27 protein-coding genes and 1 riboswitch are annotated in these 26034 nt (G+C 63.9%); of the genes, 19 read left to right on the top strand and 8 right to left on the bottom strand.

Annotated features, from left to right (window positions below; genetic code table 11):
* Positions 1-78 precede the first annotated feature (78 nt).
* From ABM562_RS17905 to ABM562_RS17880, 6 genes are all read left to right on the top strand, one after another.
* Positions 79-984, top strand: a complete 906-nt coding sequence (locus ABM562_RS17905; RefSeq protein ID WP_115087621.1) for a MurR/RpiR family transcriptional regulator — start codon at positions 79-81, stop codon at positions 982-984.
* Positions 985-1060: 76 nt separating this feature from the next.
* Positions 1061-1525, top strand: coding sequence for a bifunctional diaminohydroxyphosphoribosylaminopyrimidine deaminase/5-amino-6-(5-phosphoribosylamino)uracil reductase RibD (ribD, locus tag ABM562_RS17900; protein WP_115087620.1), 465 nt, complete (start codon positions 1061-1063; stop codon positions 1523-1525).
* Positions 1526-1682: 157 nt separating this feature from the next.
* Positions 1683-2582 (top strand): lipid A hydroxylase LpxO, encoded by a 900-nt coding sequence (gene lpxO / locus ABM562_RS17895; protein WP_460422836.1) that lies wholly within the window; start codon positions 1683-1685, stop codon positions 2580-2582.
* A gap of 193 nt (positions 2583-2775) precedes the next feature.
* Positions 2776-3120 carry a carboxymuconolactone decarboxylase family protein gene (locus ABM562_RS17890; protein WP_115087619.1) on the top strand — a complete coding sequence of 115 codons (345 nt, stop codon included), beginning with the start codon at positions 2776-2778 and terminating at the stop codon, positions 3118-3120.
* Between the two features lie 95 nt (positions 3121-3215).
* On the top strand, positions 3216-3773 hold the full coding sequence (locus tag ABM562_RS17885; RefSeq protein ID WP_115087618.1) for a GNAT family N-acetyltransferase: 558 nt from the start codon (positions 3216-3218) through the stop codon (positions 3771-3773).
* Between the two features lie 172 nt (positions 3774-3945).
* Positions 3946-4151, top strand: a riboswitch (cobalamin riboswitch).
* A 109-nt stretch (positions 4152-4260) separates the two neighbouring features.
* Positions 4261-6402 (top strand): TonB-dependent receptor, encoded by a 2142-nt coding sequence (locus ABM562_RS17880; protein WP_460422834.1) that lies wholly within the window; start codon positions 4261-4263, stop codon positions 6400-6402.
* 111 nt (positions 6403-6513) lie between these two features.
* Here the strand turns inward: ABM562_RS17880 and ABM562_RS17875 are convergent, their stop codons facing one another.
* Positions 6514-7431 carry a LysR substrate-binding domain-containing protein gene (locus ABM562_RS17875; RefSeq protein ID WP_134061467.1) on the bottom strand — a complete coding sequence of 306 codons (918 nt, stop codon included), beginning with the start codon at positions 7429-7431 and terminating at the stop codon, positions 6514-6516.
* A 99-nt stretch (positions 7432-7530) separates the two neighbouring features.
* On the opposite strand from ABM562_RS17875, the gene ABM562_RS17870 reads away from it, so the two are divergent.
* From ABM562_RS17870 to ABM562_RS17840, 7 genes are all read left to right on the top strand, one after another.
* Entirely contained in the window at positions 7531-8622 is a 1092-nt protein-coding gene (locus ABM562_RS17870; RefSeq protein WP_115087615.1) for a tartrate dehydrogenase, read from the top strand.
* A gap of 196 nt (positions 8623-8818) precedes the next feature.
* Positions 8819-10417 (top strand): BCCT family transporter, encoded by a 1599-nt coding sequence (locus ABM562_RS17865; protein WP_276543034.1) that lies wholly within the window; start codon positions 8819-8821, stop codon positions 10415-10417.
* A 171-nt stretch (positions 10418-10588) separates the two neighbouring features.
* Entirely contained in the window at positions 10589-11710 is a 1122-nt protein-coding gene (locus ABM562_RS17860; RefSeq protein ID WP_115087613.1) for an aromatic ring-hydroxylating oxygenase subunit alpha, read from the top strand.
* Between the two features lie 51 nt (positions 11711-11761).
* Entirely contained in the window at positions 11762-13210 is a 1449-nt protein-coding gene (locus ABM562_RS17855) for an NAD-dependent succinate-semialdehyde dehydrogenase (RefSeq protein ID WP_460422831.1), read from the top strand.
* Positions 13211-13267: 57 nt separating this feature from the next.
* Positions 13268-14239, top strand: coding sequence for a PDR/VanB family oxidoreductase (locus tag ABM562_RS17850; RefSeq protein ID WP_460422829.1), 972 nt, complete (start codon positions 13268-13270; stop codon positions 14237-14239).
* Between the two features lie 138 nt (positions 14240-14377).
* Positions 14378-15460 (top strand): helix-turn-helix domain-containing protein, encoded by a 1083-nt coding sequence (locus ABM562_RS17845; protein ID WP_115087610.1) that lies wholly within the window; start codon positions 14378-14380, stop codon positions 15458-15460.
* Between the two features lie 31 nt (positions 15461-15491).
* Positions 15492-16181 carry a YoaK family protein gene (locus tag ABM562_RS17840; protein ID WP_115087609.1) on the top strand — a complete coding sequence of 230 codons (690 nt, stop codon included), beginning with the start codon at positions 15492-15494 and terminating at the stop codon, positions 16179-16181.
* A 6-nt stretch (positions 16182-16187) separates the two neighbouring features.
* Here the strand turns inward: ABM562_RS17840 and ABM562_RS17835 are convergent, their stop codons facing one another.
* The 4 genes from ABM562_RS17835 to ABM562_RS17820 all read right to left on the bottom strand — a co-directional run bounded on the left by ABM562_RS17835 (position 16188) and on the right by ABM562_RS17820 (position 19126).
* Positions 16188-16538, bottom strand: a complete 351-nt coding sequence (locus ABM562_RS17835) for a hypothetical protein (protein WP_134061464.1) — start codon at positions 16536-16538, stop codon at positions 16188-16190.
* A gap of 157 nt (positions 16539-16695) precedes the next feature.
* Positions 16696-17520, bottom strand: coding sequence for a methyltransferase domain-containing protein (locus ABM562_RS17830; protein ID WP_460422826.1), 825 nt, complete (start codon positions 17518-17520; stop codon positions 16696-16698).
* A gap of 26 nt (positions 17521-17546) precedes the next feature.
* On the bottom strand, positions 17547-17909 hold the full coding sequence (locus tag ABM562_RS17825; protein ID WP_115087606.1) for a DUF1641 domain-containing protein: 363 nt from the start codon (positions 17907-17909) through the stop codon (positions 17547-17549).
* Positions 17910-17935: 26 nt separating this feature from the next.
* Positions 17936-19126, bottom strand: a complete 1191-nt coding sequence (locus tag ABM562_RS17820) for an NAD(P)/FAD-dependent oxidoreductase (protein WP_115087605.1) — start codon at positions 19124-19126, stop codon at positions 17936-17938.
* Between the two features lie 270 nt (positions 19127-19396).
* Between ABM562_RS17820 and ABM562_RS17815 the strand changes: the two genes are divergently transcribed.
* Positions 19397-19816, top strand: coding sequence for an RDD family protein (locus tag ABM562_RS17815; RefSeq protein ID WP_460422824.1), 420 nt, complete (start codon positions 19397-19399; stop codon positions 19814-19816).
* A 1-nt stretch (position 19817) separates the two neighbouring features.
* Here ABM562_RS17815 and ABM562_RS17810 read toward each other — a convergent pair whose 3' ends face one another.
* Complete coding sequence (locus ABM562_RS17810; protein WP_115087603.1) at positions 19818-20213, bottom strand: hypothetical protein; 396 nt, start codon at positions 20211-20213, stop codon at positions 19818-19820.
* A gap of 138 nt (positions 20214-20351) precedes the next feature.
* On the opposite strand from ABM562_RS17810, the gene ABM562_RS17805 reads away from it, so the two are divergent.
* Positions 20352-22181 carry an SLC13 family permease gene (locus tag ABM562_RS17805; RefSeq protein ID WP_134062852.1) on the top strand — a complete coding sequence of 610 codons (1830 nt, stop codon included), beginning with the start codon at positions 20352-20354 and terminating at the stop codon, positions 22179-22181.
* On the opposite strand, the gene ABM562_RS17800 is transcribed toward ABM562_RS17805, so the two are convergent.
* Together ABM562_RS17800 and ABM562_RS17795 are read right to left on the bottom strand one after the other, a co-directional pair.
* A complete protein-coding gene (locus ABM562_RS17800; RefSeq protein ID WP_115087601.1) occupies positions 22153-22860 on the bottom strand; it encodes a DUF3313 domain-containing protein in 708 nt (235 codons plus the stop codon). The genes ABM562_RS17805 and ABM562_RS17800 overlap by 29 nt on opposite strands.
* Before the next feature lie 2 nt (positions 22861-22862).
* Complete coding sequence (locus tag ABM562_RS17795; protein WP_134062854.1) at positions 22863-23174, bottom strand: hypothetical protein; 312 nt, start codon at positions 23172-23174, stop codon at positions 22863-22865.
* A gap of 122 nt (positions 23175-23296) precedes the next feature.
* Between ABM562_RS17795 and ABM562_RS17790 the strand changes: the two genes are divergently transcribed.
* From ABM562_RS17790 to ABM562_RS17775, 4 genes are all read left to right on the top strand, one after another.
* On the top strand, positions 23297-24049 hold the full coding sequence (locus ABM562_RS17790) for a response regulator (RefSeq protein WP_115087599.1): 753 nt from the start codon (positions 23297-23299) through the stop codon (positions 24047-24049).
* Positions 24046-25377: a sensor histidine kinase gene (locus ABM562_RS17785; RefSeq protein ID WP_115087598.1), complete on the top strand. Its 1332-nt coding sequence runs from the start codon at positions 24046-24048 to the stop codon at positions 25375-25377. Before ABM562_RS17790 ends, ABM562_RS17785 begins: the two co-directional genes overlap by 4 nt.
* Complete coding sequence (locus tag ABM562_RS17780; protein WP_134062856.1) at positions 25374-25799, top strand: hypothetical protein; 426 nt, start codon at positions 25374-25376, stop codon at positions 25797-25799. The genes ABM562_RS17785 and ABM562_RS17780 overlap by 4 nt, the downstream gene beginning before the upstream one ends.
* The coding region (locus ABM562_RS17775; RefSeq protein WP_460422820.1) for a hypothetical protein at positions 25799-26034 on the top strand (236 nt) is incomplete at its 3' end. The genes ABM562_RS17780 and ABM562_RS17775, both read left to right, overlap by 1 nt.

Genomic DNA, 26034 nt, shown 5'->3' with positions numbered 1-26034 from the left:
CCAGGCCACGCCCCGGCTGCACGCCGGGGAGTGGCTTGGGATACACTGCGACCCATCTTTCAGGGAGCCTTGCGCCGGATGTCGAGCACTTCGAAGAACACCACCGTCTACGCCTCACCGGTCATGCGCAAGCTGTCGGAAAGCCTCGCCGAACTGCAACCCTCGTTGCGCAAGGTGGCCGATTACATCCTGCGTCACCCGCTCAAGGCGGCGACCCTGACCATCGAAGAGATGGCCCAGGCCACCGCCACCTCGCCCGCTGCGGTCAACCGCCTGGCCAAGGCCCTGGACCTGGGCGGCTACAGCGGCATGAAGGCCGAGCTGGTGAGCACCCTGCAACAGATGGTCTCGCCCGTGGACAAGCTGCGTAATGAACTGGCCCAGCGCCCCGGAGGCGAGTTCGGCCTGCACGAGCAGATCCATAGCGCCAGCAGCAACCTGGCGACCACCCGCGACATCAACCAGGCGGAGACCTTCGAGGCCTTCATCGCCAGCCTGACCCAGGCGCGCAAGGTGTACGTGCTGGGCTTTGGCAACAGCGTCTACCTCGCGGGCCTGGCGGCCTCGACCCTGGTGCCGTTCTGCGCCGATGCCTGCGCCATCAGCATGGAAGGCGGCAACGAAAACGCCGCCTACCGCCTGGCAGCGATCACTGACCAGGACGTGCTGCTGGCTATTTCGCTGCCGCGCTACTCCCAGGACACCCTGCAACTCTCGCGCTTTGCCCATGAGCGTGGCGCCACGGTGCTGGCCATTACCGATTCGCCAGCCTCGCCGCTGACGCCGATTGCCCGTCACGTGCTGTTCGCCGCTGCCGATCACCCGGTGTTGACCAGTTCCAGCATTGCCGTGCTGGCGCTGATCGAAGGCCTGGTGGCCGGGGTCATGGCGCGCAACAAGGAAGCGGTGAAGCTGGCCACCGAGCTGACCGAAAGCGTGATGTCGTACCTGCATGTCCCTGGCGGCAAAATCACCCGCAAGTGAGGCGGCAAAAGCGCGCAAGCTGGATTACGCTGTGTACGCGCACTCGCGCCATCACTACCCCAGGAGCTGAACGACAATGGATTGTTTTTCACCCAGCGATAAGCTGTTCATGCACCAGGCCCTGAGCGAAGGCCGCCGCGCCTTGCCCACCTGCCTGCCCAATCCCCCGGTGGGCTGCGTGCTGGTGCGCGACGGCCGGATCATTGCCCGCGGCTTTACCCAAGCACCAGGGCAACACCACGCTGAAGCCATGGCCATGGCGCAGTTCGACGGCGATGCCGACGGGGTGACGGCCTACGTGACCCTCGAGCCCTGCTCCTTCCATGGCCGCACGCCGTCCTGTGCCACAGCCTTGATCAAGCGCGGCATCAAGCGCGTGTTCGTTGCCATGCTCGACCCCGACCCGCGCAATGCCGGGGCGGGTATCGCGTTGCTCGAACAGGCCGGCATAGAGGTGATCATCGGCTTGCTCCAGGCACAGGCGGCGGGTGACCTGACGCCCTACCTGAACAGGGCCGGGGCAGCGCTCGACGTTTGCTGAGGGACAACCGCGCGGGCTGAATCGTTAAGGCAAACGGTTGCGCCTAGCACTATGGTCGGGCACATAACCGGTAACATTTAGTTCAAACCGTGGACATGATTGTTTATGCTGGCGGGCTTATGCCATGGCGCATCGCCACATCGACAAGTATTCGCCCATGAAAATTTTCTTAGTTCTACTGTTTGTTTTCTCGATTGCCTACGTCCATTTCCGCGGCCGGGTACGGCACAAGGTCACCCGTCAGCTGGGTGATCACTCGAGCTTCCTGGCCCCGGTCAACGTGTTCCTGTACCTGTTCTCCAAGCTGCCGGCCAAGCCGTACCTGCCAGTCGAGTCCTTCCCCGAGCTCAAGCCGTTGCAGGACAACTGGCAGGAAATCCGCGCCGAGGCCCAGCAACTGCTGCACGTCGGCGAGATCAAGAGCTCGCAGAACTACGACGACGTCGGCTTCAACTCGTTCTTCAAGAGCGGCTGGAAGCGCTTCTACCTGAAGTGGTACGGCGAGAGCCACCCTTCGGCAATGAAGCTGTGCCCACGCACCACCGAGCTGCTGCAGGGCATCGGCACGGTCAAGGCGGCGATGTTCGCCACCCTGCCGCCGGGCTCCAAGCTGGTGCGCCACCGCGACCCTTACGCAGGCTCGTACCGCTACCACCTGGGCCTGGACACGCCAAACGATGACGCTTGCTACATCTGCGTCGACGGCGAGAACTACGCCTGGCGCGACGGCGAGGCGGTGGTGTTCGATGAAACCTACATCCACTACGCCTCGAACCAGACCGAGCACAACCGCATCATTCTGTTCTGCGACGTCGAGCGTCCGCTCAAGTACCGCTGGGCCACGGCGTTCAACCGCTGGTTCAGCCGCAGCGTGATGGCCGCGGCCGCCGCGCCCAACGATGCCGGTGACAAGACCGGCGGCATCAACCGCCTGTTCACCCGCATCTACAAGATCCGCGAGCGCGGCAAGGCGCTGAAGAAGCGCAACCGCACCCGTTACTACCTGGAGAAATGGGCGGTGGTGGCGGCGCTGGTGCTGGTGTTCATCTATATCTGACTCAGACCGCTATCGCTGGCAAGCCAGCTCCCACAGGTTCAGTGCATGCTTTCTCTGTGGGAGCTGGCTTGCCAGCGATGAGACCCTCTCCCTCCCAAAGTCTTGCCTTTCCCCGACCATCGACCAACGGCGCCCTGCCGCAAAAAAAACTAACGTCACTGTTCTAGTTGCCAACCACACCAAGGTGAAGACAATGAGCATGATGGACTGGGATGCCTACCGTAATCAGTTGATGGGCGGCATCGGCGATCTCAAGCAACTCTCTCCCGACACGGTTAACGGTTACATGACCGCCAGTGGCGCCGGAGCCAGGACCAACCACCTGGACGCCAAGACCCGTGAGCTGATTTCCCTGGCCGTGGCAGTCAGCACCCGCTGTGACGGCTGCATCGCCGTGCACTCGGCCCAGGCGGTCAAGCAAGGCGCGACCCGCGAAGAAATCGCCGAAGCCCTGGGCGTGGCCGTGGCCATGAACGCCGGGGCGGCGCTGGTGTATTCGGCGCGGGCACTGGATGCCGTGGGCAAGGCTGGGCTGTAACCTCTCCCTCACGTGAGCGCGCGGTCGCGCCGCGCCTCACCCACTTCCTGGCGTTTTCGCATAAGCTAGCGGGCGAACCGTTTTCAGGAACCGCCATGATCCACATCCGCCCCATGACCGCCGCCGACTTCGAGCTTTTCTGGCCGACCTTCCAGGGCATTGTCAGCGCCCGCGAAACCTATGCCTTCGACCCGGCCATGAGCCAGGAGCAAGCCCGCCAGCTGTGGCTGGAAGCGCCGCTGCGAACCCTGGTGGCCGAAGAGGATGGCGTGCTGCTCGGCTCCTACTTCCTCAAGGCCAATGCCGCCGGCCCCGGCAACCATGTCAGCAATTGCGGCTACATGGTCTGCGACGCCGCCCGTGGGCGCGGTGTCGCCAGGTTGATGTGCGAGCACTCGCAGCAGCTGGCCCGGGAGCTGGGTTTTCTGGCCATGCAGTTCAACTCGGTGGTGTCGAGCAACGAGGTCGCGGTGGCCTTGTGGCAGAAGCTTGGCTTTGCCATCGTCGGGCGTTTGCCCAATGCCTACCGGCATGCGCGCCTGGGGCTGGTGGACAGCCTGGTGATGTACAAGTGGCTGGAAGAGCCGAAGCAGCCAATGCTGATCGGGCGCAAGAATATCGAGGCGGTGGTGTCGCGCAAGCGCGGGCGTTGAGACGTCGCTGTCTGAGCTGGACTCATCGCTGGCAAGCCAGCTCCCACAGCTACGGTGCACACCGAACCCTGTGGGAGCCGGCTTGCCGGCGATGCTGTTGACCTAGAAGCGCCACCCAAAAACTGATCTGCTCAGATACGCAAGCCGTTGACTGCAAAGGTTTTCGGTGTTCAGATGCGCGCCAGTTTCAGGTGTCCTGCGCCGCCGTGCGCAGGGTGAAACGGGAAGCCGGTGCGTCATGCAAATGACCAGTCCGGCGCTGCCCCCGCAACGGTAAGCGAGCGAAGCCTTCGAAACACCACTGTGCCTCGGCATGGGAAGGTGAAGGCCTTCACGACCCTCGCAAGCCCGGAGACCGGCCTGAAGCTTCTGTTTGGCAACCCCGCGGTGGGCGGGCGCAGGCCGGTTGGCGTCCGCCTGCGCGTGCGCCATGCCTCCATGCGTTGTTCCCTCCGGGATTCATTCTTCCTGTTGACTGTGGAACGACATGTCCCGAAATTCCAAGCTTCATACCCTGGCGGCCAATGCCCTGGCCCCCTGCCTGGCATTCTCCGTGCCGGCTTTCGCCGAAGACACCAGCCCCTCTGCCCTGGCCCTGCCCTCGACGGCCATCACCAGCAGCAGCGACAACCAAACCATCAGCCTGGCCACCCCGCTGCCGACCGGCTCGCGCCTGGACCTCAGTGCCATGGACACCCCGGCCAGCACCAGCAGCCTCGCCAGCGAGGTCATCGACGGGCGCAACAACCTCACCGTGCAGGACGCCGTGACCCGCTCGCCGGGCATCACCTCGGTCGCCACCCCGGGCAACGGCAATACGGCGCTGTCGGCCCGCGGCTTCAGCGGCCACGGCTCGGTGATGACCCTGTTCGACGGCTCGCGCATGTACACCGGCGCCGGTACCCAGAGCTTCCCGGTCGACCCGTGGATGGTCGAGCGCATCGACGTGATCCGTGGCCCGGCCTCGGTGCTGTACGGCGAAGGCGCCACGGGTGCGGTGATCAACGTGATTCCGAAAAAACCTTTTACCGGCGAGATCCGTAACCACCTGCGCCTGGGCTATGGTTCCTACGACCGCCAGCAACTGGGCCTGGACAGCGGCGGCTCGCTGAGCGAGCGGCTGAGCTACCGGGTGACCCTCAACCGCCAGGAAAGCAACGGTTGGGTCGACCGCGGCGACTCGAAGAACCTGGCCATGAGCGCCGCCCTGCGCTTCGATGCCAGCGACGACCTGAGCTTCACCCTCGCCCACGAGCGCGGCGATGCCGACCCGATGAACTACTTCGGCACGCCGCTGATCGACGGCCATTATCGCGACAGCCTGCGCAAGAAAAACTACAACCTCAAGGATTCGGCCCAGCACTACCACGACGAGTGGACCCGCTTTAACACCGACTGGGCCATCAGCGATTCGATCAGCGCCAGCAACCAGCTGTACTACATCAAGAGCCGCCGGCACTGGCGCAACGCCGAGGACTACACCTGGAACAGCGGCGTCGGCCAGCTTGAGCGCGGCAGCTACCTGGAGATCAAGCACGACCAGGAACAGGTCGGCGACCGCCAGAGCTTCACCTTCGACCATTCGCTGTTTGGCCTGGCCAGCAAAACCGTGGTCGGCGCCGAGTACAACCGCATCCGTTTCGGCATCGACAGCAACTCGCCGTACAACGACATCGGCGGCGATTTCATCGACCCGTGGCAGCCGGCGCCGGGCTACTTCCACAGCGCCAGCCCGACCCGCCCGCAAACCGACAGCACCACCCGCACCTTCGCCCTGTTCGCCGAGAACCGCACCCAGCTGTCGGAGCGCTGGTCGCTGGTCACCGGCATTCGTCGCGACCAGAACCACATCGACCGCAACAACCTGGTCAACGACACCCGCACTGACCGCAGCCTCAACGGCGGCAACTGGCGCGCCGGGCTGGTGTTCGCAGTCAACGACGAGCTGAGTCTGTACGGCCAGTACTCCACCAGTGAAGATGGCGTCAGCGACCTGGTGACCTTGAGCCCGAGCCAACAGAAGTTCGACCTGACCGAAGCCAAGCAGACCGAGTTCGGCCTCAAGCAGCTGTTCTGGGATGGCCGTGGCGAGTGGACCCTGGCGGCCTATCACATCGTCAAGAAGAAGCTGTTGGTCGACAACCCCGACACCCACCAGAAGGAACAGGCCGGGCAGCAGACCTCCGATGGCCTGGAAGCGACCCTGGAGCTGGCCCTGGCCAACCAGTGGCATGTCTCGGCCAACGCCTCGGTGGTGCGCGCCAAGTACGACGATTTCGACCAGACGGTGGGCGGGCAAACCGTTTCCCGTGCTGGCAATCGCCCAAGCAACGTACCGCGGCGGACCGCCAACCTGTGGGTCAGCAAAGGCTTCAGCCACAACGTAGACGCCGGCATGGGCCTGCGTTATGTCGATGAGCGCTATGCCAACACCGCCAACTCCCAGAGCGTGCCGGGCTTTACCGTGGTCGATGCCAACCTGGGCTGGCAGGTGCTGCCGGATGTGCGTCTGGGCCTGCAGCTGAACAACCTGCTCGACCGGCGTTATGCGGCCACTGCGCACAGTGGCGAGCAGTGGCTGATGGGTGAGCCGCGGTCGTATTTTGCGACGGTGGATTACACGTTCTGAGGTGAACCGGGGCTGCGTTGCAGCCCATCGCCGGCAACGCCGGCTCCCACAATGGGCCTGTGTACACCGGGCCTGTGGGAGCTGGCCTTGCCAGCGATGAGGCCGGCCCTGTCAACCTAGCTCAGGCAAGCTATAGCGCTCGGCAAAATACTGGCGAAAAAACTCCACCGCCACCCGCACCTTGGCCGAACTGGCCAGCGGCGAGGTATACACCGCCCAGATGTCCGCCGGCTGGTGATACTCCGCCAGCACCTGCACCAGGCGCCCATCGGCCAGGCTGTCGTGCACATCCCACCACGAGCGCAGCAAAATTCCTCGCCCATCCAGGCACCACTGGTGCGCCACTTCACCATGGTTGCTCGACAGGCTGCCGGTCACCCGCACGCTCTCCTCGCCCCCCGGCCCTTCCAGCTGCCACACGCCAAACGGGTGGTCACGCTCCTTGATCACCAGGCAATCATGGCTGGCAAGCTCGGCCAGCACCTTGGGCGTGCCGCGCCGGGCCAGGTAGGCCGGGGAAGCGCACAGCACCCGGCGGTTCCTGGCCAGCGGCTTGGCAATCAGGTTGGGGGCGATGGCGTTACCGACGCGAATATCCAGGTCGACGCCCTCTTCAATCAGGTCCACCAGGCGGTCATGCACGTCCAGGCGCACATCCAGGCGCGGGTAGCGCTCGGCCAGTTCCGACAACGCCGGGGCCACAAATCGCCGGCCCAGGCCAAGGCTGCTGGCAATCCGCAGCTGGCCCACCGGTTCGCGGTGCTGGGCGCTGATGTCGTCGCCCATGCGCTGCACCGCATCGAAAATCTGCTGCGCCCACTGGTACACCCGCTCGCCCTCCTCGCTCACCGTCACCCGCCGGGTGGTGCGGTGCAGCAGGCGCACTTCAAGGGTTTGCTCAAGCACGCGGATGCGTTTGCTGATGAACGCGGCCGACATGCCGAGCTCTTCGGCCACCGCCGCGAAGCTGGCGCGCTTGGCCACCTGGAGGAAGATATTGAGGTCGTCGAGGCTGGGAAGATTATTCACGATGCGTGCACTAAGAATCCATGAATCACGAGATTATCTCTGAATCCTGCCCTTATAGCATGAGCCGCACCTGTTCCCTAGACAACGAGTGCGCCCCTCATGAGCAAGACTTTCAGAATCGCCGCAATTCCCGGTGACGGCATCGGCAACGAAGTACTCCCCGAAGGCATCCGCGTGGTCGAGGCCGCCGCGCGCAAGCATGGCCTGGACATCAGCTTCGAATTCTTCGAATGGGCCAGCTGCGATTACTACCTGGCCCACGGCAAGATGATGCCGGACGACTGGTTCGAGCAGCTCAAGGATTTCGACGCCCTGTACTTCGGCGCCGTGGGCTGGCCAGACAAGGTCCCGGACCACATCTCGCTGTGGGGCTCGCTGCTGAAGTTTCGCCGCGACTTCGACCAGTACGTGAACATCCGCCCGGTGCGCCTGTTCCCCGGCGTACCCTGCCCGCTGGCCGGCCGTGAGCCTGGCGACATCGACTTTGTGGTAATCCGCGAGAACACCGAAGGCGAATATTCGTCCCTGGGCGGGCGCATGTTCGAAGGCACCGACAACGAGTTCGTGCTGCAGGAGTCGGTGTTCACCCGCCGGGGTGTCGACCGCATCCTCAAGTACGCCTTCGAGGTGGCGCAAACCCGCGAGCGCAAGCACGTGACCTCGGCGACCAAGTCCAACGGCATGGCCGTGAGCATGCCCTACTGGGACGAGCGCACCGCGGCCATGGCTGCCAATTATCCGGAAATCAGCTGGGACAAGCAGCACATTGATATCCTCTGCGCCCGCTTCGTGCTGCAGCCGGATCGCTTCGACGTGGTGGTGGCCTCGAACCTGTTCGGCGACATCCTCTCCGACCTCGGCCCGGCCTGCGCCGGCACCATCGGCATCGCGCCATCGGCCAACCTCAACCCCGAGCGCAAATTCCCGTCGCTGTTCGAACCCGTGCACGGTTCGGCCCCGGACATCTTCGGCAAGAACATCGCCAACCCGATCGCGATGATCTGGTCGGGCGCGCTGATGCTCGAGTTCCTTGGCAACGACGGCGCCGACCCGCGTTACCGCGCCGCCCACGACGACATTCTCAAAGCCATCGAGCAGGTCATCGCCGCCGGCGATACCACCCGCGATATGGGCGGGCAAAAGTCGACCCAGCAAGTCGGTGAAGCTATCAGCGCGCTGATCGAAGGTTGATGACCAGGGGCCGATTGTCAGAATTGTCTGACAAAACGGCCCCTTGGCTCTTGCGGGTGAAGCGGATTATCTGCAGAATCTGTTAACCAAAAGATTCACGTTAACTTTAAGTTAACAACGAAGCAGGGAGTGCTGCCGCAACACCCCGGAGTGCCTGCCGGGTATAGCTAAGAACGCCAACGTCCAGGAGACGATGATGTCGCACAAAAATAAAAAGATTGATGTGTTCCTGATTACCGTGAGTTTGATTGCCGTGCTGCTCACCGTCATCGGCCTTGCAGCCTTCCCGGGCGAAGCCGAAAGCGCGGCCAACCAGTTGTTCGAACTGTCGACCCGGACCTTCGGCACCAGTGTTCAGGTGCTGGTGTTCGGCAGCTCGCTGGCGGTGCTGTACCTGGCCTTCAGCAAGTACGGCAACATCCGCCTGGGCAGTGGCAAACCCGAGTACGCCACCGCCACCTGGGTGTTCATGTTCATCTGCGCCGGCATGGGCTCTTCGACCCTGTACTGGGGCGTGATGGAATGGGCCTACTACTACCAGACCCCGGGCCTGAACATCGCCGCCGCCACCCCCAAGGCACTCGAGTACAGCATCAGCTACTCGTTCTTCCACTGGGGCGTCAGTGCCTGGTCGATCTATGCCCTGGCCTCGCTGGCCATGGCCTATCACTTCCACGTGCGCAAGAAGAGCGGCCTGAACCTGGCCTCGATCGTCGAAGCGGTGACCGGCTTCAAGGCCACCGGCCCGGTCGGGCGCAGCGTCGACTTGATCTTCCTGCTGACCATGATGGGCGCGCTGACCGTGTCGCTGGCGCTCACCGCCTCGACCCTGACCCGCGGCCTGCATGACCTGGCCGGCACCCCGGACACCTTCACCGTGCAACTGCTGGTGATCGGTGCGGTGGCGGTGATGTTCTCGCTCAGCTCCTACATCGGTATCGATGGCGGCCTGCAGCGCCTGAGCAAGATAGTCTGCATCGGCGCCCTGGTGTTTGCCCTGGTGGTGCTGCTGGTCGGCCCGACCCAGTTCACCATCAACAACACCGCCAACTCGATTGGCCTGATGATCCAGAACTACGTGCACATGAGTCTGTTCACCGACCCGGCGGGCGACGGTGCCTTCACCCGCAACTGGACAGTGTTCTACTGGCTCTGGTGGGTGTCCTACGCGCCAGGCGTGGCCATGTTCGTGACCCGCGTGTCGCGTGGCCGGCAGATCAAGGAAGTGGTCATGGCCCTGCTGCTCGGTGGCAGCTTCGGTTGCTGGTTCTTCTTCGGCGCCCTGGAAAGCTACAGCATGCACCAGTTCATCACCGGCGCCGTGGACGTGCCGAAGATGCTCAGTGAACAAGGCGGCGAATCGGCGGTGACCCACCTGCTGCTGGCCTTGCCGTGGGGCCAGGTGTTCCTCGGCGTGTACCTGTTCATCATGGCGATCTTCTGCGCTTCGCACATGGACGCTGCCGCTTATGCCGTGGCCGCCACCAGCACCCGCAACCTGCGTGAAGGCGACGACCCGACGCCGACCCACCGCCTGTTCTGGTGCGTGGTGCTGACCCTGGTACCGCTGGCCATGCTGTTCGCCAAGGCTTCGCTGTCGACCATGAAAACCGCCGTGGTGCTCACCGCCATTCCGTTCATGGTGATCCTGCTGGTGAAGATCTACGGCTTCTTCAAATGGATGATCGAAGACTACGGCCAGGTGCCGGCCTACCGCATCGAGGAAGAAGCGGCGCGCATGGCCGGTGAAGAGCCTGCGCAACAAGCGCCGCGCAGCGCCGCTGCCGTGCACTGATCACACACCTGTGGGAGCGGGCTTGTCCCGCGATAGCGATCTGAGCCTTGTACGGGCCAGATCGCGGGGCAAGCCCGCTCCTGCAACAGCAGTAAATTTTTTTGCCTGGCTTGTTAACTGATAGATACGCGTTAACCAACAACTAAAAACCGTGCTTGTGAGACCCCAACCATGAATGACTTCAAACGCCTGCCCGCCGATTTCTGCGCCAACGCCGAAGAGGCGTTCACCATTCCCGCCAGCTTCTATACCCAGGCCGCAGTGTTCGAGCACGAGAAAGAAAACATCTTCGCCCGCAGCTGGATCTGCGTCGGCCACCGCAGCGAAGTGGCCGAGAACAACGCCTACATCACCCGTGAAGTGATCGGCGAAAGCATCATCGTCGTGCGCGGCCGCGACAGCGTCCTGCGCGCCTTCTACAACGTCTGCCCGCACCGTGGCCACCAGTTGCTCAGCGGCAGCGGCAAGGCCAAGAACGTCATCACCTGCCCGTACCACGCCTGGACCTTCAAGCTCGACGGCGACCTGGCCCACGCGCGCAACTGCGACAACGTGGTCAACTTCGACAAAGAAAACTCGACCCTGGTGCAGCTGCGTGTCGAAGAATACGCAGGCTTCATCTTCATCAACATGGACATGGAGGCCGGCTCCGTCGAAGACCAACTGCCCGGCCTGCAAGCGCGCATGCGTGCAGCCTGCGCGGTGATCGACGACCTGCACCTGGCCGCGCGCTTTGTCAGTGACACCCCGGCCAACTGGAAGTCGATCGTCGACAACTACCTCGAGTGCTACCACTGCGCCCCGGCCCACCCCGGCTTCGCCGACTCGGTCGACGTCGGCCAGTACAGCCACAGCATGCACGGCAACTGGACCCTGCAGTACGGCCTGGCGAAACCTTCGGAGCAGTCGTTCAAGTTCGACGAAAGCGTCAAGGACCCGTCCTTCGCCGGTTTCTGGGCCTGGCCGTGCACCATGTTCAACGTGCCGCCAGGCGCCAACTTCATGACCGTGATCTACGAGTTCCCGGTCGATGCCGAAACCACCCTGCAGCACTACGACATCTACTTCCTCAACAAGGACATCAGCGAAGAGCAGCAGAAGCTGATCGACTGGTACCGCGAAGTGTTCCGTCCGGAAGACCTGCGCCTGGTCGAAAGCGTGCAGAAGGGCCTCAAGTCCCGCGGCTACCGTGGCCAGGGCCGGATCATGGCCGACCGCGAGCGCAGCGGCATGAGCGAGCACGGCATTGCTCACTTCCACAACCTGATCGCCGTCGCCCACCTCAACGACTGATACCGCTCGCCGCAGGCTTCACCGCCTGCGGCGCGCTTCGGAGTGCCTTGCGTGAAACTCAATGACAACAAGCTGTTCCGCCAGCAGGCCTACATTGCCGGGCGCTGGTGCGACGCCGATGACGGGCGCAGCCTCAACGTGACCGACCCGGCCAGCGGCGAGCTGCTCGGCAGCGTGCCGCTGATGGCCGGTGCCGAAGCCGTGCGCGCCATCGAAGCCGCCGAAGCGGCCCTGGCCGACTGGCGTGGGCGTACCGCCAAGGAGCGTGCGCAGGTGCTGCGCCGCTGGTTCGAACTGCTGCTGGAACACGAGCAGGACCTGGCCCGGCTGATGACCTTCGAGCAGGGCAAGCCGCTGCACGAAGCCCTGGGCGAAATCCGCTACGCCGCCTCCTTCGTCGAATGGTTTGCCGAAGAAGGCAAACGCGTCTACGGCGACGTGATCCCCAGCCCGTCCAACGACAAACGCCTGCTGGTGATCAAGCAAGGCATCGGCGTATGCACCGCCATCACGCCGTGGAACTTCCCGGCGGCGATGATCACCCGCAAGGTCGCCCCGGCCCTGGCCGCAGGCTGCACCATGGTGGTCAAGCCGGCCAATGAAACCCCGTTCTGCGCCCTGGCCCTGGCCGCGCTCGCCGAACGCGCCGGCGTGCCTGCCGGTGTGTTCAGCGTGGTCACCGGCGATGCACCGGCGATTGGCGCGCAGTTCACTGGCCACCCTTCGGTGCGCAAGCTGAGCTTCACCGGCTCGACGCCGATCGGCCGCCTGCTGATGGGCCAGTGCGCCGAAACCATCAAGAAGGTCAGCCTGGAGCTGGGTGGCAACGCGCCGTTCATTGTCTTCGCCGACGCCGATATCGACGCTGCGGTCGAAGGCGCCATCGTCGCCAAGTACCGCAACGCCGGGCAGACCTGCGTGTGCGTCAACCGCTTCTACGTGCACGACAGCGTGTATGAGCAATTTGCCCAGCGCTTCGTCGAGCGCGTGCGTGCCCTGGAGGTTGGCCATGGCAGCGCCGCCACCAGCCAGATCGGCCCGTTGATCAGCGACAAGGCGGTGGCCAAGGTGCGCAGCCTGATCGACGACGCCCTCGGCAAAGGCGCCGAGCTGGTGCTCGGCGGCCAGGCCCATGCCCTGGGCGGCAACTTCTTCGAGCCGACCGTGCTGGCCGGCATTGGCCCGGGCATGGAGCTGCTCGAAGAAGAGATCTTCGGCCCGGTAGCGGCGCTGGTGCGCTTCAGCAGCGACGACGAGGTCATTGCCCTGGCCAACGCCACTCAATACGGCCTGGCCGCCTACTTCTACAGCCGCGATATCGCCCGGGTATTCAAGGTCGCCGAGCAGCTGGAATACGGCATGGTCGGGGTCAACACCGGGCTGATCTCCAACGAGGTCGCGCCATTCGGTGGCATCAAGCAATCGGGCCTGGGCCGTGAAGGCTCCAAGTACGGCATCGAGGATTATCTGGAAATCAAATACCTGTGCCTGGCGGTCTGAGCACAGGTTCCGCCACGCGGCAGGGCCTGCCGCGTGCTGTTGCAGTCGAGGTGAAACATGGCCAACAAGTATGAAATGTTCAGCGTGCTGGTAACTGAAGTCGAACAGGCAACGCCGCTGATCAAGCGCTTCACCCTGGCCCGCGAAGACGGCGCGCCGATGCCCGCCTTCACCGGCGGCAGCCATGTCATCGTACAGATGCAAGGCGCCGATGGCAGCCAGTTCAGCAATGCCTACTCGCTGATGAGCGACCCGCGCGACACCCGCAGCTACCAGATTGGCGTGCGCCTTGAAGAGCAGTCCAAGGGCGGTTCGGCGTTCATGCACCAGCAGGTGCAAGTCGGCAGCCGCCTGACCCTTTCCTCGCCGAACAACCTGTTCGCCCTGGACCCCAGTGCCGGGCGTCATGTGCTGATTGCCGGCGGCATCGGCATCACCCCGTTCCTGGCCCAGTTGCACGAGCTTGAAGGCGGCGCCAGCGATTACGAACTGCATTACGCCTTCCGCGCCCCGGAGCACGGTGCGTTCCAGCAGCAGCTGGAAAGCGGCCCGCATGCCGCCAACACCCGTTTCTACATCGACAGCCTCGAGCGCAAGCTCGACCTCACCGCGCTGTGCGCCGGCCTGGCCGGGGATGCTCACCTATATGTATGCGGGCCCAAGCCGCTGATCGATGCAGTGATCGCCACTGCCGCCAAGGCCGGCATCGCCGAGCAGCGCGTGCACTGGGAACAGTTCGCTGCAGCACCGGTCACCGGCGCCGCCTTCACCGTGGTGCTGGCCCGTTCCGGTACCGAACTGCAGGTCGAGGAAGGCATGACCATCCTCCAGGCCATCGAAAAGTCCAAGGCGGCCAAGGTCGAATGCCTGTGCCGCGAAGGCGTGTGCGGCACCTGCGAGACGGCGATCCTCGAAGGTGAAGCCGAGCACTTCGACCAGTACCTGAGTGATGACGAAAAGGCCGCGCAGCAAAGCATGATGCTCTGCGTATCGCGGGCCCGCTCGGCGCGGTTGGTGCTGGATTTGTAGGCATCAAGCTCCAAGTTTCAAGCCTCAAGCTGCAAGACAGGTACGCTCAGGCTCCTCTTGCAGCTCGAAGCTTGAAGCTTGAAGCTGCCCCACAGGTATACTGGCAGGCTCTTGGCCCCCGATCAGGACACCCTGCCGATGATGGAAAACAGTTTCGCCTTCCGCCTCAAGGAACTGCTCGAGCATCACAAGCTGACCTTGCAAGCCGTCGGCACGGCCCTGGGTATCTCGCGCACCGCGGTGCACAAATGGACCCGCGGCGGCGAAATCGATTACGACAACCTGCGCAAGCTGGCCGACTTTCTCAAGGTCAACTGGATCTGGCTGCGCTACGGCGAAGAAGCCCTGCAGAACATCCAGCAGCCACAGGTGGTCGAGCTGCCGATGACCGACCTGCGCCGGCGCTACACCGCCGAGATCATGGAAAGCGAAACACGCATGAAGCTGGCCCAGGAAGGCGCGCGCATCGTCACCTGGGAGTGGAACCTGATCAGCGACGAAGTCACCTACTCGCCCAACGTCGAGCAGGTCTACGGCTGGCCGGTCAACCGCAACGAAGATTTCTGGGCCCACCTGCCGCCTGAAGACATCGAGCACATGCAGGCCATGTACGCCCAGGCAGTGGCCGATGGCAGTGGCTGCGAATGCGATTTTCGTATCACGCGCCCCGACGGCGAAGTGCGCTGGATTTCTTCCCGCGCCACGGTGGTGCGCGACAGTGCCGGCCGTTCGGTGAAGATGGTCGGCATCAGCATGGACAACACCGAACGCAAGGTCGCCGAAGAGGAACTGCGCAACAGTGAGGAGCGCTTCCGGGCGATCTTCGAACTGGCCTGGGGCGCCCTCGCCTACATCGACCCGGACGGCACCTGGCAGCGGGTCAACAACAGCCTCTGCGAACTGCTCGGCTACCGCGCCGAAGAACTCTACGGCATGACCTTCCAGCAGATCACCCACCCCGATGACCTCGCCGCCAACCTGCAACTGCTGCAGGGCATGCTCGAGGGCCAGAGCGAGCGCTACGAGGTGGAAAAACGCGTGCGCCACAAGAACGGCGAGTACCTCTGGGTCCGTGCCCGCACCTCGCTGCAACGCCGCCAGGACGGTGCGCCGGAGCACCTGATCAGCGTGTTCGAAGACATCAGCGCCGAACGTTGCGAGCACGAGCGCCTGGAGGCGCATATCGCCGGGCTCGAAGCACGGCTGACGGAAAAAAGCTAAGCCCACTCATCGCGTATCGGGAGCGCCAAGGATGCTGCCAGGTTCCACTTCCACCTCTGCCAGGGTCGCCCGCCTGCGTGGCAAGGTCGGCCTGTACTTTGTCGCCGCGCTGTCGGTGCTGGCCGGCATGACCGATGCCATCGGCTTCATGGCCACCGGCGACTTCGTTTCGTTCATGAGCGGCAATACCACGCGCCTGGCGGTATCGCTGGGCGAAGGCGAACCGGGGCCGATCCTGCGCATTGCTGCAGTACTGCTGGCCTTTGTCGTGGGCAATGCCCTGGGCGTGGTGATCGCGCGCCTGAGCGGCCGCCGCCCGTGCCCGTTGCTGCTGATCATCGCCGCGCTGCTGGCCCTGGCGGCGTTGCTGCCCACTGCGCTGCAGTTGCCGGCACTGGTGTCGGCAGTCACCGCCATGGGCATGATCAACGCCGTGGTCGAGGAAGTGAACGGCCTGCCGATTGGCCTGACCTATGTCACCGGCGCGCTTTCGCGTTTTGGCCGCGGCCTCGGCCGGGCGCTGCTGGGCGAGCGCCGGCAAGGCTGGCGGGTGCAGTTGATCCCCTGGACCGGGATGTTCGTCGGCGCCGTGCTCGGGGTGTTGCTGGAGCAGGCCTTCGACCTCGCCGCGCTGCTGTTCAGCGCCCTATTGGCGGCGGCGCTGGGCTTGATCTCGCTGAAGATCCCGCGGCGCTGGCAACTCAGGTACATGCCGCGCTAGGCAAATTTACAGGCAGGTGGCCAGGGCCGCCATGCGCCGCAGGGCGACGTTGTCGTTGTGCTTCGCGTAGTAGCTCACTGCGGTGCTGGCGCCCTGGGACTTGATGTCGGCAAAGGACTCCGCCTCGCGGGTGTAGACGGTGAAGCCGCCTTGTTTGGCAGGCTCAAGGTAGCCGCTGGCATCGACGCCGAACACTGCTTCATCCTGCCAGCCGAACTGGATGCACTGGGCAACCACATCCGCCGACTTGCTCGAAGTAAACGCCTTGGTCGGCGCCTGGCTGCGCGCCGCCTCCATGGCCGAAGACGCACACCCGGCCAACAACGCTGCAGCGACCATCGCCATTACTACCCGCATGACTCTTCCTCGTCAGAAAAAAGACGTGACTGTAGCATTGCCCGGGCATCAAAGAGACAACCCGGAGGCAGACTTCATCGTTTCACTGCCGGTGGACCTGACCCAGGATGTCGTGCTGCTGTCCTACGACATTGCCCGTCGCTGAATCGGCACGCATTCACCGCGTGGCAATGATGAAGGTACGCTTGAACGGAAACAGCGTGCGCCCGTCGTCCTCCTGCGGGTAGTGCGCGTGCAGCAGCTTCAGGTACTTGCCGAGAAAGGCTTCACGCTCGGCATCATCCAGGGCAATGAGCACCGGGCGCAGGGCCGAGACCTTGACCCAGTCGAAGATCGGCGAGTTGCCCTCGACCACCTGCAGGTGCTCGGTTTCCCAGATATCCAGCTCACGGGTCAGCGGCGCCAGCAGGCGGTAGTAACCGTCCAGCGACAGCACATTGCGCGAGGCCATGAACTTGCGCAATTCCAGGGGCGCCAATGGCCGGCCGCTGGGCCCGGGCTCGCCGAGGGCCCGGAGCATCAGCTGATACCAGGGCGCATCGCGCCAGTTGGGCATGTGCACGGCCAGGCAGCCGCCCTCCTGCAACTGCCCGAGCAGGCGCGGCAACAGGCTTTGGTGGTCCTCGATAAAGTGCAGCACTGCGGCGGCGAACAGCAGGTTGGCCGGTTTTTGCGCCTGCCACTGGCTGACATCGACATGCAGCCAGTTGACGCTGATCGGCAGGGCCAACGCCTCCTGGAGCATCTCTACCGAACTGTCGACGCCGAACAGCTCGGCCCGTGGCCAGCGCTCGGCCAGCAGACGCGTCGCGATGCCGGTACCGCAGCCCAGGTCGTAGATGCACTGGGGCGAATCGAGGTGCAGGCGGTCGAGCAGTTCCAGCACCGGGCGCTCGCGCAAGCGGGCAAATTGCAGGTAGCTTTTCGGGTCCCAGGCGCTATTGGCGCCGGGTGCGGTGGAGCGTTTACGCTGTTCGAGCATGACGGTGGTCCTCTAGCTCCGTGCGATCAATCCTGTCGTCCAATGACATTCAATATTCTGAGTACCAGGGCAAGCCCTCGACGGGTTTGCGGGTCTCGTAGCAGCAACAGCAGGCCATACAGGCTGGGAGTGGGTTCATTGCGGGTTTGCGCCGAGGCCATGCGCATGGCATTGCCCAGGTTCCAGCTCAGGGCCGTGGCCTCCTCGAACAGCCCTGAGAGTTTCTCGACCATGGCCGCATCGAGCAGGTCAACGAGGTCGGCGCTCAGCGACAGCAGATCGACCACGTTGTCCATCCGGCCGCTGTCGAGCAGCGGTTGCAGTTTGCGCAACAGGGCGTCCAGCCCCGGGTTGGCGTTCAAAACCGCGGGTAAATCGGTGGCATCCATGACAATCGGCTCCTCCCGTCGTCGGGTCAAAGCATTCCACGGGCCACGGCCCAGTACAGGCCGCGGTTGAAACCATTGCGCAGCAGGCTGCCCAGCTTGGTCGGCGGCGTCGGCAAGACGTCGTGACGGTAGTCGTAGCACAGCGGCATGCCCGCCCCCAGGCCCATCTGCGCCGCAGCCTGGACCTTGCCGTCGTACACCGCGCAGGTGCTGCCCAGGCGGATTTCGCCGGCGATATTGTTGGCGATCACCGGTGCCTGGTTGTGGCAGGCACCGCCGGCCTTGCTGATCGGCAGGTCGACGGTGTCGCCGATCACATAGACGCCTTCCAGGCCGTAAACCTGCAGGGTTTCGTGGTTGGTCGGCAGCCAGCCTTCGTTGTTCGGCGCGCGGGAGGCCCCGCTTTGCAGCACGGCGTCCACCGCACGGATCGGCGGTGTGGCCATGAGAATGTCGAACGGCTGCGCGTCGCCTTCTTCGGAGTAGGCGATGCGTTGCTCGGGGTCGACCTTGCTCAGGGTGAAGCCGCGCTGAAAGCGGATGTTCTTCTGCTCGAAAATGCTCGGCAGGATCTCGCCGGTGGGCCGCTGCAGGAACAAGCAGTTGCGCAACAGCTGAGCGGTGGTCGGGTAGGTGTAGATGATCTCGACCTTGTCGCGCACCCCGCGCTGGCGCAGGTAGTCATCGAGCATCAGGGTGGTTTCCACCGGGGCGATGCCGCACTGGTGCGGCACGTTGGGGGTTTGCGGAAAGGACACGGTGATGAAGATCCGCCCCTTGTCGATGCTCGCCAGGCGCCGTGCCAGTTGCCGCGCCGCTTCGTACTGGTAGAAGTGATCGCCCGCCTGTTGCAGGCCCTCGATGCGCTCGGGGGCAGGCACGCAGCCGGTGGCGATTACCAGGAAGTCATAGCCGTAGCACCGGCCCGAGCGGGTGTGCAGGGCCTGTCCGGTAAAGTCGAAGCGGGTGACTTCCTGCACCTGGAAGTCGATTTCCGGGCGCAGCAATGACCGCTGCGGGCGCTTCAGCTCTTCCTGGAAGAACTGATTGAAGGCCACGTACATGAACGCGGGTTTGTAGTAGTGATCGGGGGAATTGGACAGCAGGGTAATGCGCACCTGCTCGCGGAGCACTTCCGGGTAGAGTTTGCTCACCAGTTGATTGGCCAGCATCGTACCGCCGACGCCGCCGCCCACAATGACAATATGCCTGGCCATTGAGTCGCATCCTTGCTGTGGAGCCAATGCCCATGGTTCAAGCACTGGCGACAATAAGCAAATACTCCTTGGCTATAAGTATTAATCCGTTGGCCCAAGAAGTGTGAGCGCATCAGGGGCTGCTCTGCAGCCCATCGCCGGCAACGCCGGCTCCCACAATGGGTTGGCATACATAGATCCCGTGGGAGCTGGCCTTGCCAATCCAGGCCGTGCTTTACAGCGGCAAGAATGCGACCATCGCCCCACCTCGCAAGGATCAGCGCAACCACCATGCACGTCTCCCGCACCACCCTGATCATCCGCCGCATCGGTGCCTGGCTGCTCGATACCCTGCTCGCCCTCGGCGCCTGGTTCGCGCTGGCCGTGGTGGGCTATGGCCGCGGCGAAGACGGCATGCTGCTGATGCAGTTGCTGTACTTCCCGCTGTTCGAGTACCTGATGCGCGGGCAAACACCGGGCAAGGTGGTGTTCCGGTTCACCGTGATCAACCGCGCCGGCCAGCCGCCGAGCCTGCTGCAGGCGCTGGTGCGCGGCATCACCCGGCCGTTCGAGGCCGCCTTTGGCCTGATCGTCATCTGGCTGTGCGCCGAGTCGCGCCATTGCCAGCGGCCCGGCGACTGGCTGGCGCGCACCTACGTGATCGACAGCCGCGACCTCAAGGTGCTGCGCCAGCAATTGAACGAGGCCTGAGCTACAGCTCCTCGTCGGCCTCTGCAGCGTCCATCGCGCGCTTGTTGCCAAAGCCGATGGCCAGGCCGATCGCGCCGGCCAGGTACAGCCCGGCCAGGCACAGGATCACCGAGGGCTCGACGCCGAAGATCATCTGCGAGATACCCGCTATCACCAACACCAGCAGGCCGCCGAATACATTGGTGTCGATGTTGTGGTGATTGAGCAGGAACGTGCCCAGCAACGCCAGGGCCACCAGGCTGAAGCAGATGGCGATGTAGGAGTAGGCCTTGAAATCCCAGATCAGAAAGACATTGATCTTCGAGGTGTAGTCGATGATGTAGCCGATCAGCGTGATGCAGCCGATCAAACCGAAGGCCAGGGCGGTGCCCTTCCAGTTGCTGGTGTTCGGGTCCAAAACATTCTTCCTTGATTGATCAAAAACGGCGGCAACTCTACCACCGATCAGCACTGATGCCGCACCCGCTGCAGCACATCAACAAACGCGCGACGAATTTCTGCCAGACTTGCAGCCTTCACCGATCAGGATGACTGCATGAATCACGAACTGCTCTGGGTACTCGGTCTGCTGTTCACCGCCGTGGCCCTGTTCATCGCCAACCGGCCACGCATGGACGTGGTCGCCCTGCTGGTGATCGTCGCCCTGCCGCTGCTGGGCATCATCAGTGTGCAGGAAGCCCTGGCCGGTTTCAGCGACCCCAACGTGGTGCTGATCGCCGCCCTGTTCGTGATCGGCGAAGGCCTGGTGCGCACCGGCATCGCCTACCGGATTGGCGAGTGGATGGCCGACCGCGCCGGCAACAGTGAAGCGCGGCTGATCGTGTTGCTGATGGTCTGCGTGGCCGGGCTGGGTTCGGTGATGAGTTCCACCGGGGTGGTGGCGATCTTCATTCCGGTGGTGCTGAGCATTGCCGCACGGATGAAGGTCTCGCCCAGCCGCCTGATGATGCCGCTGGCCTTCGCCGGGCTGATCAGCGGCATGCTCAGCCTGGTGGCAACGCCGCCCAACGTGGTGGTGCACAGCGAGCTGGTGCGTCATGGCGAAAGCGGTTTCAGCTTCTTCAGCTTTACCCCGTTCGGCCTGGTGGTGCTGTTGCTTGGCGTAGGCTACATGCTGCTGACCCGCCACTGGCTCGGCGGCGAGGTGCGCAAGGACGGCAGCGCGCAAACCCGGCGTACCCTGCTCGACCTGATCATCGACTACAAGCTCGCCGGCCGCGAACGGCGCCTGCGCGTGCGCCCGGGCTCGCCATTGATCGGCCATAGCCTCAGCGAGCTGAAACTGCGCACCGAACACGGCGCCAGCGTGGTCGGCATCGAGCGCCAGCACAAGTTCACCACCCGCGTACTCAGCCCCGATTCGAGCACGACGGTGCACGAAGGCGATGTGCTGCTGCTTGACCTGTTCGCGCCCAAGGACGACCTGCGCAGCCTGTGCCAGAACATGCAGCTGGAGCCATTGCACTTCAAGGCCGCCTACTTCATCGACCAGTCGCAGGAAGTGGGCATGGCCGAAGTGGCGGTGCCGCCTGGCTCGCAGCTGATCGGCAAGACCCTGCTGGAGCTGACCTTCCGCAGCCGCTGGGGCCTCAACGTGGTCGGCCTGCGCCGCGACCAGAACGCCATCGAAGAGCAATTGGTGGAAGAAAAACTCAAGCTCGGCGACACCTTGCTGGTGATCGGCACCTGGAAAGCCATTCGCCAGTTGCAGACCCAGCCACGGGACTTTCTGGTATTGAGCCTGCCGGCAGAAATCGACAATGTCGCCCCAGCGGGCAATCGCGCGCCCTACGCGCTGATCAGCCTGGCGGTGATGGTCGGCTTGATGGTCAGCGGCGTGGTACCCAACGTGATTGCCGCGCTGATCGGCTGCCTGCTGATGGGCGCCGGGCGCTGCATCGACATGAACAGCGCCTACCGGGCCATCCACTGGCAAAGCCTGGTGCTGATTGTCGGCATGCTGCCCTTCGCCCTGGCCCTGCAGAAAACCGGCGGCATCGCCCTGGCCGTGCACGGCCTGGTGCAGATGCTTGGCAGTGCCGGGCCCTATGTGATTCTCGCCAGCCTGTTCGCGATCACCGCGATCATCGGCCTGTTCATTTCCAACACGGCCACCGCGGTGCTGATGGCGCCGGTGGCAGTGACCACCGCCGAGCAGCTGGGTGCCTCGCCCTACCCCTTTGCGATGATCGTCGCCCTGGCGGCTTCGGCGGCGTTCATGACCCCGGTGTCGTCGCCGGTCAACACCCTGGTACTCGGCCCCGGCCAGTATCGCTTCGGCGATTTCGTCAAGGTCGGGGTGCCGTTCACCCTGCTGGTAATGGTGGTCAGCGTGGTCATGGTGCCGTGGTTTTTTGCCCTGTGACGGCGCTGCGTTTTTGCTCCTGGAGCGTCTCGGCGGCCACGCGCCAGTCCCGCGCCCAGGCATCGAGCACCACCTTGAGGTTGTCGGCGCTCATCACCTGATTGTCGTTCTCCAGCGGCAGGCCGGTACCCTTGCGCACCACCTCGGCGACCACCGCGCGGCTGCCGCCATCGAGGAACGCCGCCTCGGTGGCGATCACGCTGTCGAGGTCGCGGATACCGACGGCACTGCTGACCCCGGCGGCCACCAAGGTCACCGGCAGGTATTCATAGAAGTGCAGCGCCTGGGTATGGGCGCCCACCGAGGTGATCGCCGGGCGCACGATCAAGGTGTGCGGGCCGGGCTGCTCGACCAGGTTGAGGACCTTGCCCAGTTCACGCTTGAGGGCCGTATCGTAATAGGTGGTCACCGCTTTGAGGGTGGTCTCGGGGATTCGCGTGCTGGCCTTGGGCATCGGGTAGAACTGGCTGGGGGCGATGTACACCTGGCTGTAGCGTTCCATGCGCAGCTTGGGGCTGACCCAGCGCAGCACGGTGTCGCCGGAGGCGGTCTTGTGTTCGCTCAACTGGTCATAATTGCGCAGAAAGCCCGAGTACTCCTTGGGGTTGACCTTGTTCTGGCTGCAACCGGCCAGCAGCAGCGAGGCACTCAAAAGCGGCACGATCAATTGCTTGCGCATGCTCAGCCTCCAAAACCGTCGTTGGCCGGGCTTGGCGTGCTGGTGGAACGGTCCACGTGCAGCTCGCCCTGGCTCATGATCCAGTGCACCAGTTCACCCAGGGGAATCTTGTAGCTGTACTCCATCCACTGGTTGCTGGTGGGGCTGTAACGCTCGAAATAGTGGCTGAGGACCATGTGCCTGCCGTCGCTGGACAAACCCAGGCGCGAGTCCTGGTAGCTGAGCAGCGCGTTGCGCCACAGCTCCTGGGTACGCAGGTCGAGGGTCAGCGACTGGCTGCTGTCGAAGCCGTTGGTCGGGTGTGTGGCCGGCATCTGGAAAACTCCCTTGAGTGAACTGGCCACAGCGTGCCCCAGGGCTTTTGCTGGCTGATGTCCGCTTTGTGTCGGCGCTGCAGGAATGTTGCGAGATTGAAATAAATGACCAGCAGCGCAGAATGGTTTTAGATACGCACTTTTCACGGCCCGTGGACCACAACGTGAGCAGACTGCTGATCGTCGATGACGACATGGAAATTTGTGCCCTGCTGAAGAAGTTCTTTGTCCGCCACGGCTATGAAGTCGACCTGGCCGGCAACGGCGAGGCCATGTGGGCGGCCATCGAACAGCAGCGCCCGGACATCATCATCCTCGACCTGATGCTGCCCGGCGAAGGCGGCCTGAGCCTGTGCCAGAAGCTGCGGGCCAACACCGGTATCCCGATCATCATGCTCACCGCCATGGACGAGCTCAGCGACCGCATCGTCGGCCTGGAGCTGGGCGCCGACGACTACCTGGGCAAGCCCTTCGATGCCCGCGAACTGCTCGCCCGCCTGCGTGCGGTACAGCGCCGGGCTGGTGAACAACTGCGGCCGAGCCAGGAAGAAACCCGCCCGCTGATTCACTTCGACCACTGGCAACTGGACGTCACCCGGCGCGAACTGCGCACCCCCGAAGGGGTGATGGTGCCGCTGTCGGCCGGTGAGTTCGACCTGCTGCTGGTGTTCCTCGAACACCCGCAGCGCATCCTCACCCGCGAGCAGCTGATCGACCTGGCCCGCGGCCAGGGCCACGAAGCCTTCGACCGCAGCATCGACGTGCAGGTCAGCCGCCTGCGGCGCAAGATCGAGCCCGACAGCAAGCGCCCGGAGCTGATCCGCACGGTGCGCAATGGCGGTTACCTGTTCAGCGCCAAGGTCAGCCGCTCGTGATCCGCCTCGACCTGCGCCGCGACAGCATCAGCCGGCGCATTGCCCTGACCATCATCGCGGCGATGCTGACCTCGGTGGCGCTCAATGTGCTGTTCGTGCAGATGGCCGGGGTCTGGGCGCGCCCGCCGTTGACCCAGACCGGCCTGCTCGAACAGATCGCCGTGACCACCCGTACCCTCGAAGCCGCGCCGCCCGAGCTGCGCCCGACGCTGGCACGGGCAGCCAGCAACCCGTTGCTGGAGGTGCAGTGGAGCCGCCAGCGCGCCGACCTGCAACTGCCCGGGCCAGGGGCACGGATTACCCTGGAGGAAGCCCCGCCGCTGCAGCGCCTGCTGGCCGACAGCCCGCGACAGCTGGAGGGCTTCCAGCCCAGCGACTGGCCGGCGGACAGCCCCGATGCCCATTACAAACTGGTCATGCAGATCAACGACGGCAGTTGGCTGGCTTTCACCCCGCCGTACCGCAGCTGGGGCCTGAGTTCGGCCATGCGCTTTACCATCATCGGCGTGCTGGCCCTGGTTGCCGCGCTGCTGGTGGCCTGGGTCGGCACCCGTCAGCTGGCTGGCCCGCTGCAGCGCTTCGCTCGTGCGGCGCGGCGCTTTGGCAGTGATTTTCGTGCGCCGCCCATTGGCCTTGAAGGCCCGCATGAATGGCGCCAGGCGATCACTGCCTTCAACACCATGCAGGCGCAGATCCAGCATTTTGTGGCCGAGCGCACGCAGATGCTCGCGGCCATTTCCCACGATTTGCGCGCCCCCTTGACGCGCATGCGCCTGCGCGGCGAGTTCATCGACGACCCGGAGCAACAACGCAAGCTGTTCCGTGACGTCGATGAAATGCAGAGCATGATCACCGCCGCACTGGGCTTCTTCCGTGACGAAACCCGGCTGGAGGAAACCACCCCGTTCGACCTTGCCGAACTGCTGCAAACCCTGGTCGACGACTATCGCGATCAGCAGATCAATGTAGCCTTCGAAGGACCGGCCAACCTGGTCTTCAACGGTCGGCCCCTGGGATTGAAACGCGCCGTGACCAACCTGCTGGAGAATGCCCTGAAGTATGCACGCGAGCCCGAGGTACAGTTGAGCAGCAGCGCCCACAACATCGTTATCGAAATCAGTGACCGCGGCCCGGGAATTCCCGAAGCGTCGCTGGACCAGGTGTTCATGCCGTTCTTTCGCCTGGAGTCCTCGCGCAACCGCGATACCGGTGGTGTTGGCCTGGGGCTGTCGTCGGCGCGCTCGGCGGTTCGCGAACAGGGGGGTGAGCTGCTGCTGAGCAACCGCCAGGGCGGCGGCCTGGTGGCGCGTATCGAGTTGCCACGGTGATCAAATGGCGCCCGCGACGGCTTGAGCCACGAGACCTGGGGCTGGCCCTCTACCTGCTCAGCCTGGTGCTACCCGCAGTGCACAGCGAGGAGCACAACTGGCTGCACGAGGTCTACAGCCAAACCACCAACTCCGGTTTTCTGGCCTCCATCCTGGGCTTGCCGGTCATGCTGTTCGGCTACTTCGCCTGGCTGGCGAACCCATTGTTCCTGGCGGCGTACCGGACCCGCAGCGCCAGACGCAGGCTGATCTATGCCCTGCTGGCCTTGCTGGCCGGGTTGTCGGTGCAGTGGCAATTGGTGAGTTTGTATGACGAGGACGGTCAGTTCACCGTTACCGGATACACCTATGGGTATTACGTCTGGTTGCTGTCCTTTGTATGGTTGGGTGTTTGCGGCGCCAGGCGAGCAGGCGCCAGCTGATGAGTCGACTGGGCGGGCCTCATCGCTGGCAAGCCAGCTCCCACAGTGATCTGTGTACGCCGGACTTGTGGGAGCTGGCCTTGCCAGCGATCGTAATCCAGACGCCACCTGATGTGCTGGCTGTATCGGCCTCATCGCTGGCAAAGCCAGCTCCCACAATAGATCTGCATGCACCGAACTTGTGGGAGCTGGACTTGCCAGCGATCGAGCGCGAAGCGGTCGCAACCCAGACACC

It is taken from the genome of Pseudomonas sp. ZL2 (assembly GCF_054788455.1).
Note: the sequence above shows the minus strand (reverse complement) of the source record. Positions and strands in the feature narration are given on the sequence as shown.

Bases quoted from the DNA above. Each gene is read 5' to 3' on its own strand.
- ABM562_RS17840 (WP_115087609.1), top strand. From the start codon at position 15,492: ATGCTGCCAGGTTCCACTTCCACCTCTGCCAGGGTCGCCCGCCTGCGT.
- ABM562_RS17885 (WP_115087618.1), top strand. From the start codon at position 3,216: ATGATCCACATCCGCCCCATGACCGCCGCCGACTTCGAGCTTTTCTGG.
- ABM562_RS17870 (WP_115087615.1), top strand. From the start codon at position 7,531: ATGAGCAAGACTTTCAGAATCGCCGCAATTCCCGGTGACGGCATCGGC.
- ABM562_RS17845 (WP_115087610.1), top strand. From the start codon at position 14,378: ATGATGGAAAACAGTTTCGCCTTCCGCCTCAAGGAACTGCTCGAGCAT.
- ABM562_RS17880 (WP_460422834.1), top strand. From the start codon at position 4,261: ATGTCCCGAAATTCCAAGCTTCATACCCTGGCGGCCAATGCCCTGGCC.
- ABM562_RS17865 (WP_276543034.1), top strand. From the start codon at position 8,819: ATGTCGCACAAAAATAAAAAGATTGATGTGTTCCTGATTACCGTGAGT.
- ABM562_RS17860 (WP_115087613.1), top strand. From the start codon at position 10,589: ATGAATGACTTCAAACGCCTGCCCGCCGATTTCTGCGCCAACGCCGAA.
- ABM562_RS17905 (WP_115087621.1), top strand. From the start codon at position 79: ATGTCGAGCACTTCGAAGAACACCACCGTCTACGCCTCACCGGTCATG.
- ABM562_RS17800 (WP_115087601.1), bottom strand. From the start codon at position 22,860: ATGCGCAAGCAATTGATCGTGCCGCTTTTGAGTGCCTCGCTGCTGCTG.
- ABM562_RS17820 (WP_115087605.1), bottom strand. From the start codon at position 19,126: ATGGCCAGGCATATTGTCATTGTGGGCGGCGGCGTCGGCGGTACGATG.
- ABM562_RS17790 (WP_115087599.1), top strand. From the start codon at position 23,297: ATGGTTTTAGATACGCACTTTTCACGGCCCGTGGACCACAACGTGAGC.
- ABM562_RS17835 (WP_134061464.1), bottom strand. From the start codon at position 16,538: ATGCGGGTAGTAATGGCGATGGTCGCTGCAGCGTTGTTGGCCGGGTGT.
- ABM562_RS17815 (WP_460422824.1), top strand. From the start codon at position 19,397: ATGCACGTCTCCCGCACCACCCTGATCATCCGCCGCATCGGTGCCTGG.
- ABM562_RS17795 (WP_134062854.1), bottom strand. From the start codon at position 23,174: ATGCCGGCCACACACCCGACCAACGGCTTCGACAGCAGCCAGTCGCTG.
- ABM562_RS17805 (WP_134062852.1), top strand. From the start codon at position 20,352: ATGAATCACGAACTGCTCTGGGTACTCGGTCTGCTGTTCACCGCCGTG.
- ABM562_RS17830 (WP_460422826.1), bottom strand. From the start codon at position 17,520: ATGCTCGAACAGCGTAAACGCTCCACCGCACCCGGCGCCAATAGCGCC.
- ABM562_RS17890 (WP_115087619.1), top strand. From the start codon at position 2,776: ATGAGCATGATGGACTGGGATGCCTACCGTAATCAGTTGATGGGCGGC.
- ribD (WP_115087620.1), top strand. From the start codon at position 1,061: ATGGATTGTTTTTCACCCAGCGATAAGCTGTTCATGCACCAGGCCCTG.
- ABM562_RS17850 (WP_460422829.1), top strand. From the start codon at position 13,268: ATGGCCAACAAGTATGAAATGTTCAGCGTGCTGGTAACTGAAGTCGAA.
- lpxO (WP_460422836.1), top strand. From the start codon at position 1,683: ATGAAAATTTTCTTAGTTCTACTGTTTGTTTTCTCGATTGCCTACGTC.
- ABM562_RS17825 (WP_115087606.1), bottom strand. From the start codon at position 17,909: ATGGATGCCACCGATTTACCCGCGGTTTTGAACGCCAACCCGGGGCTG.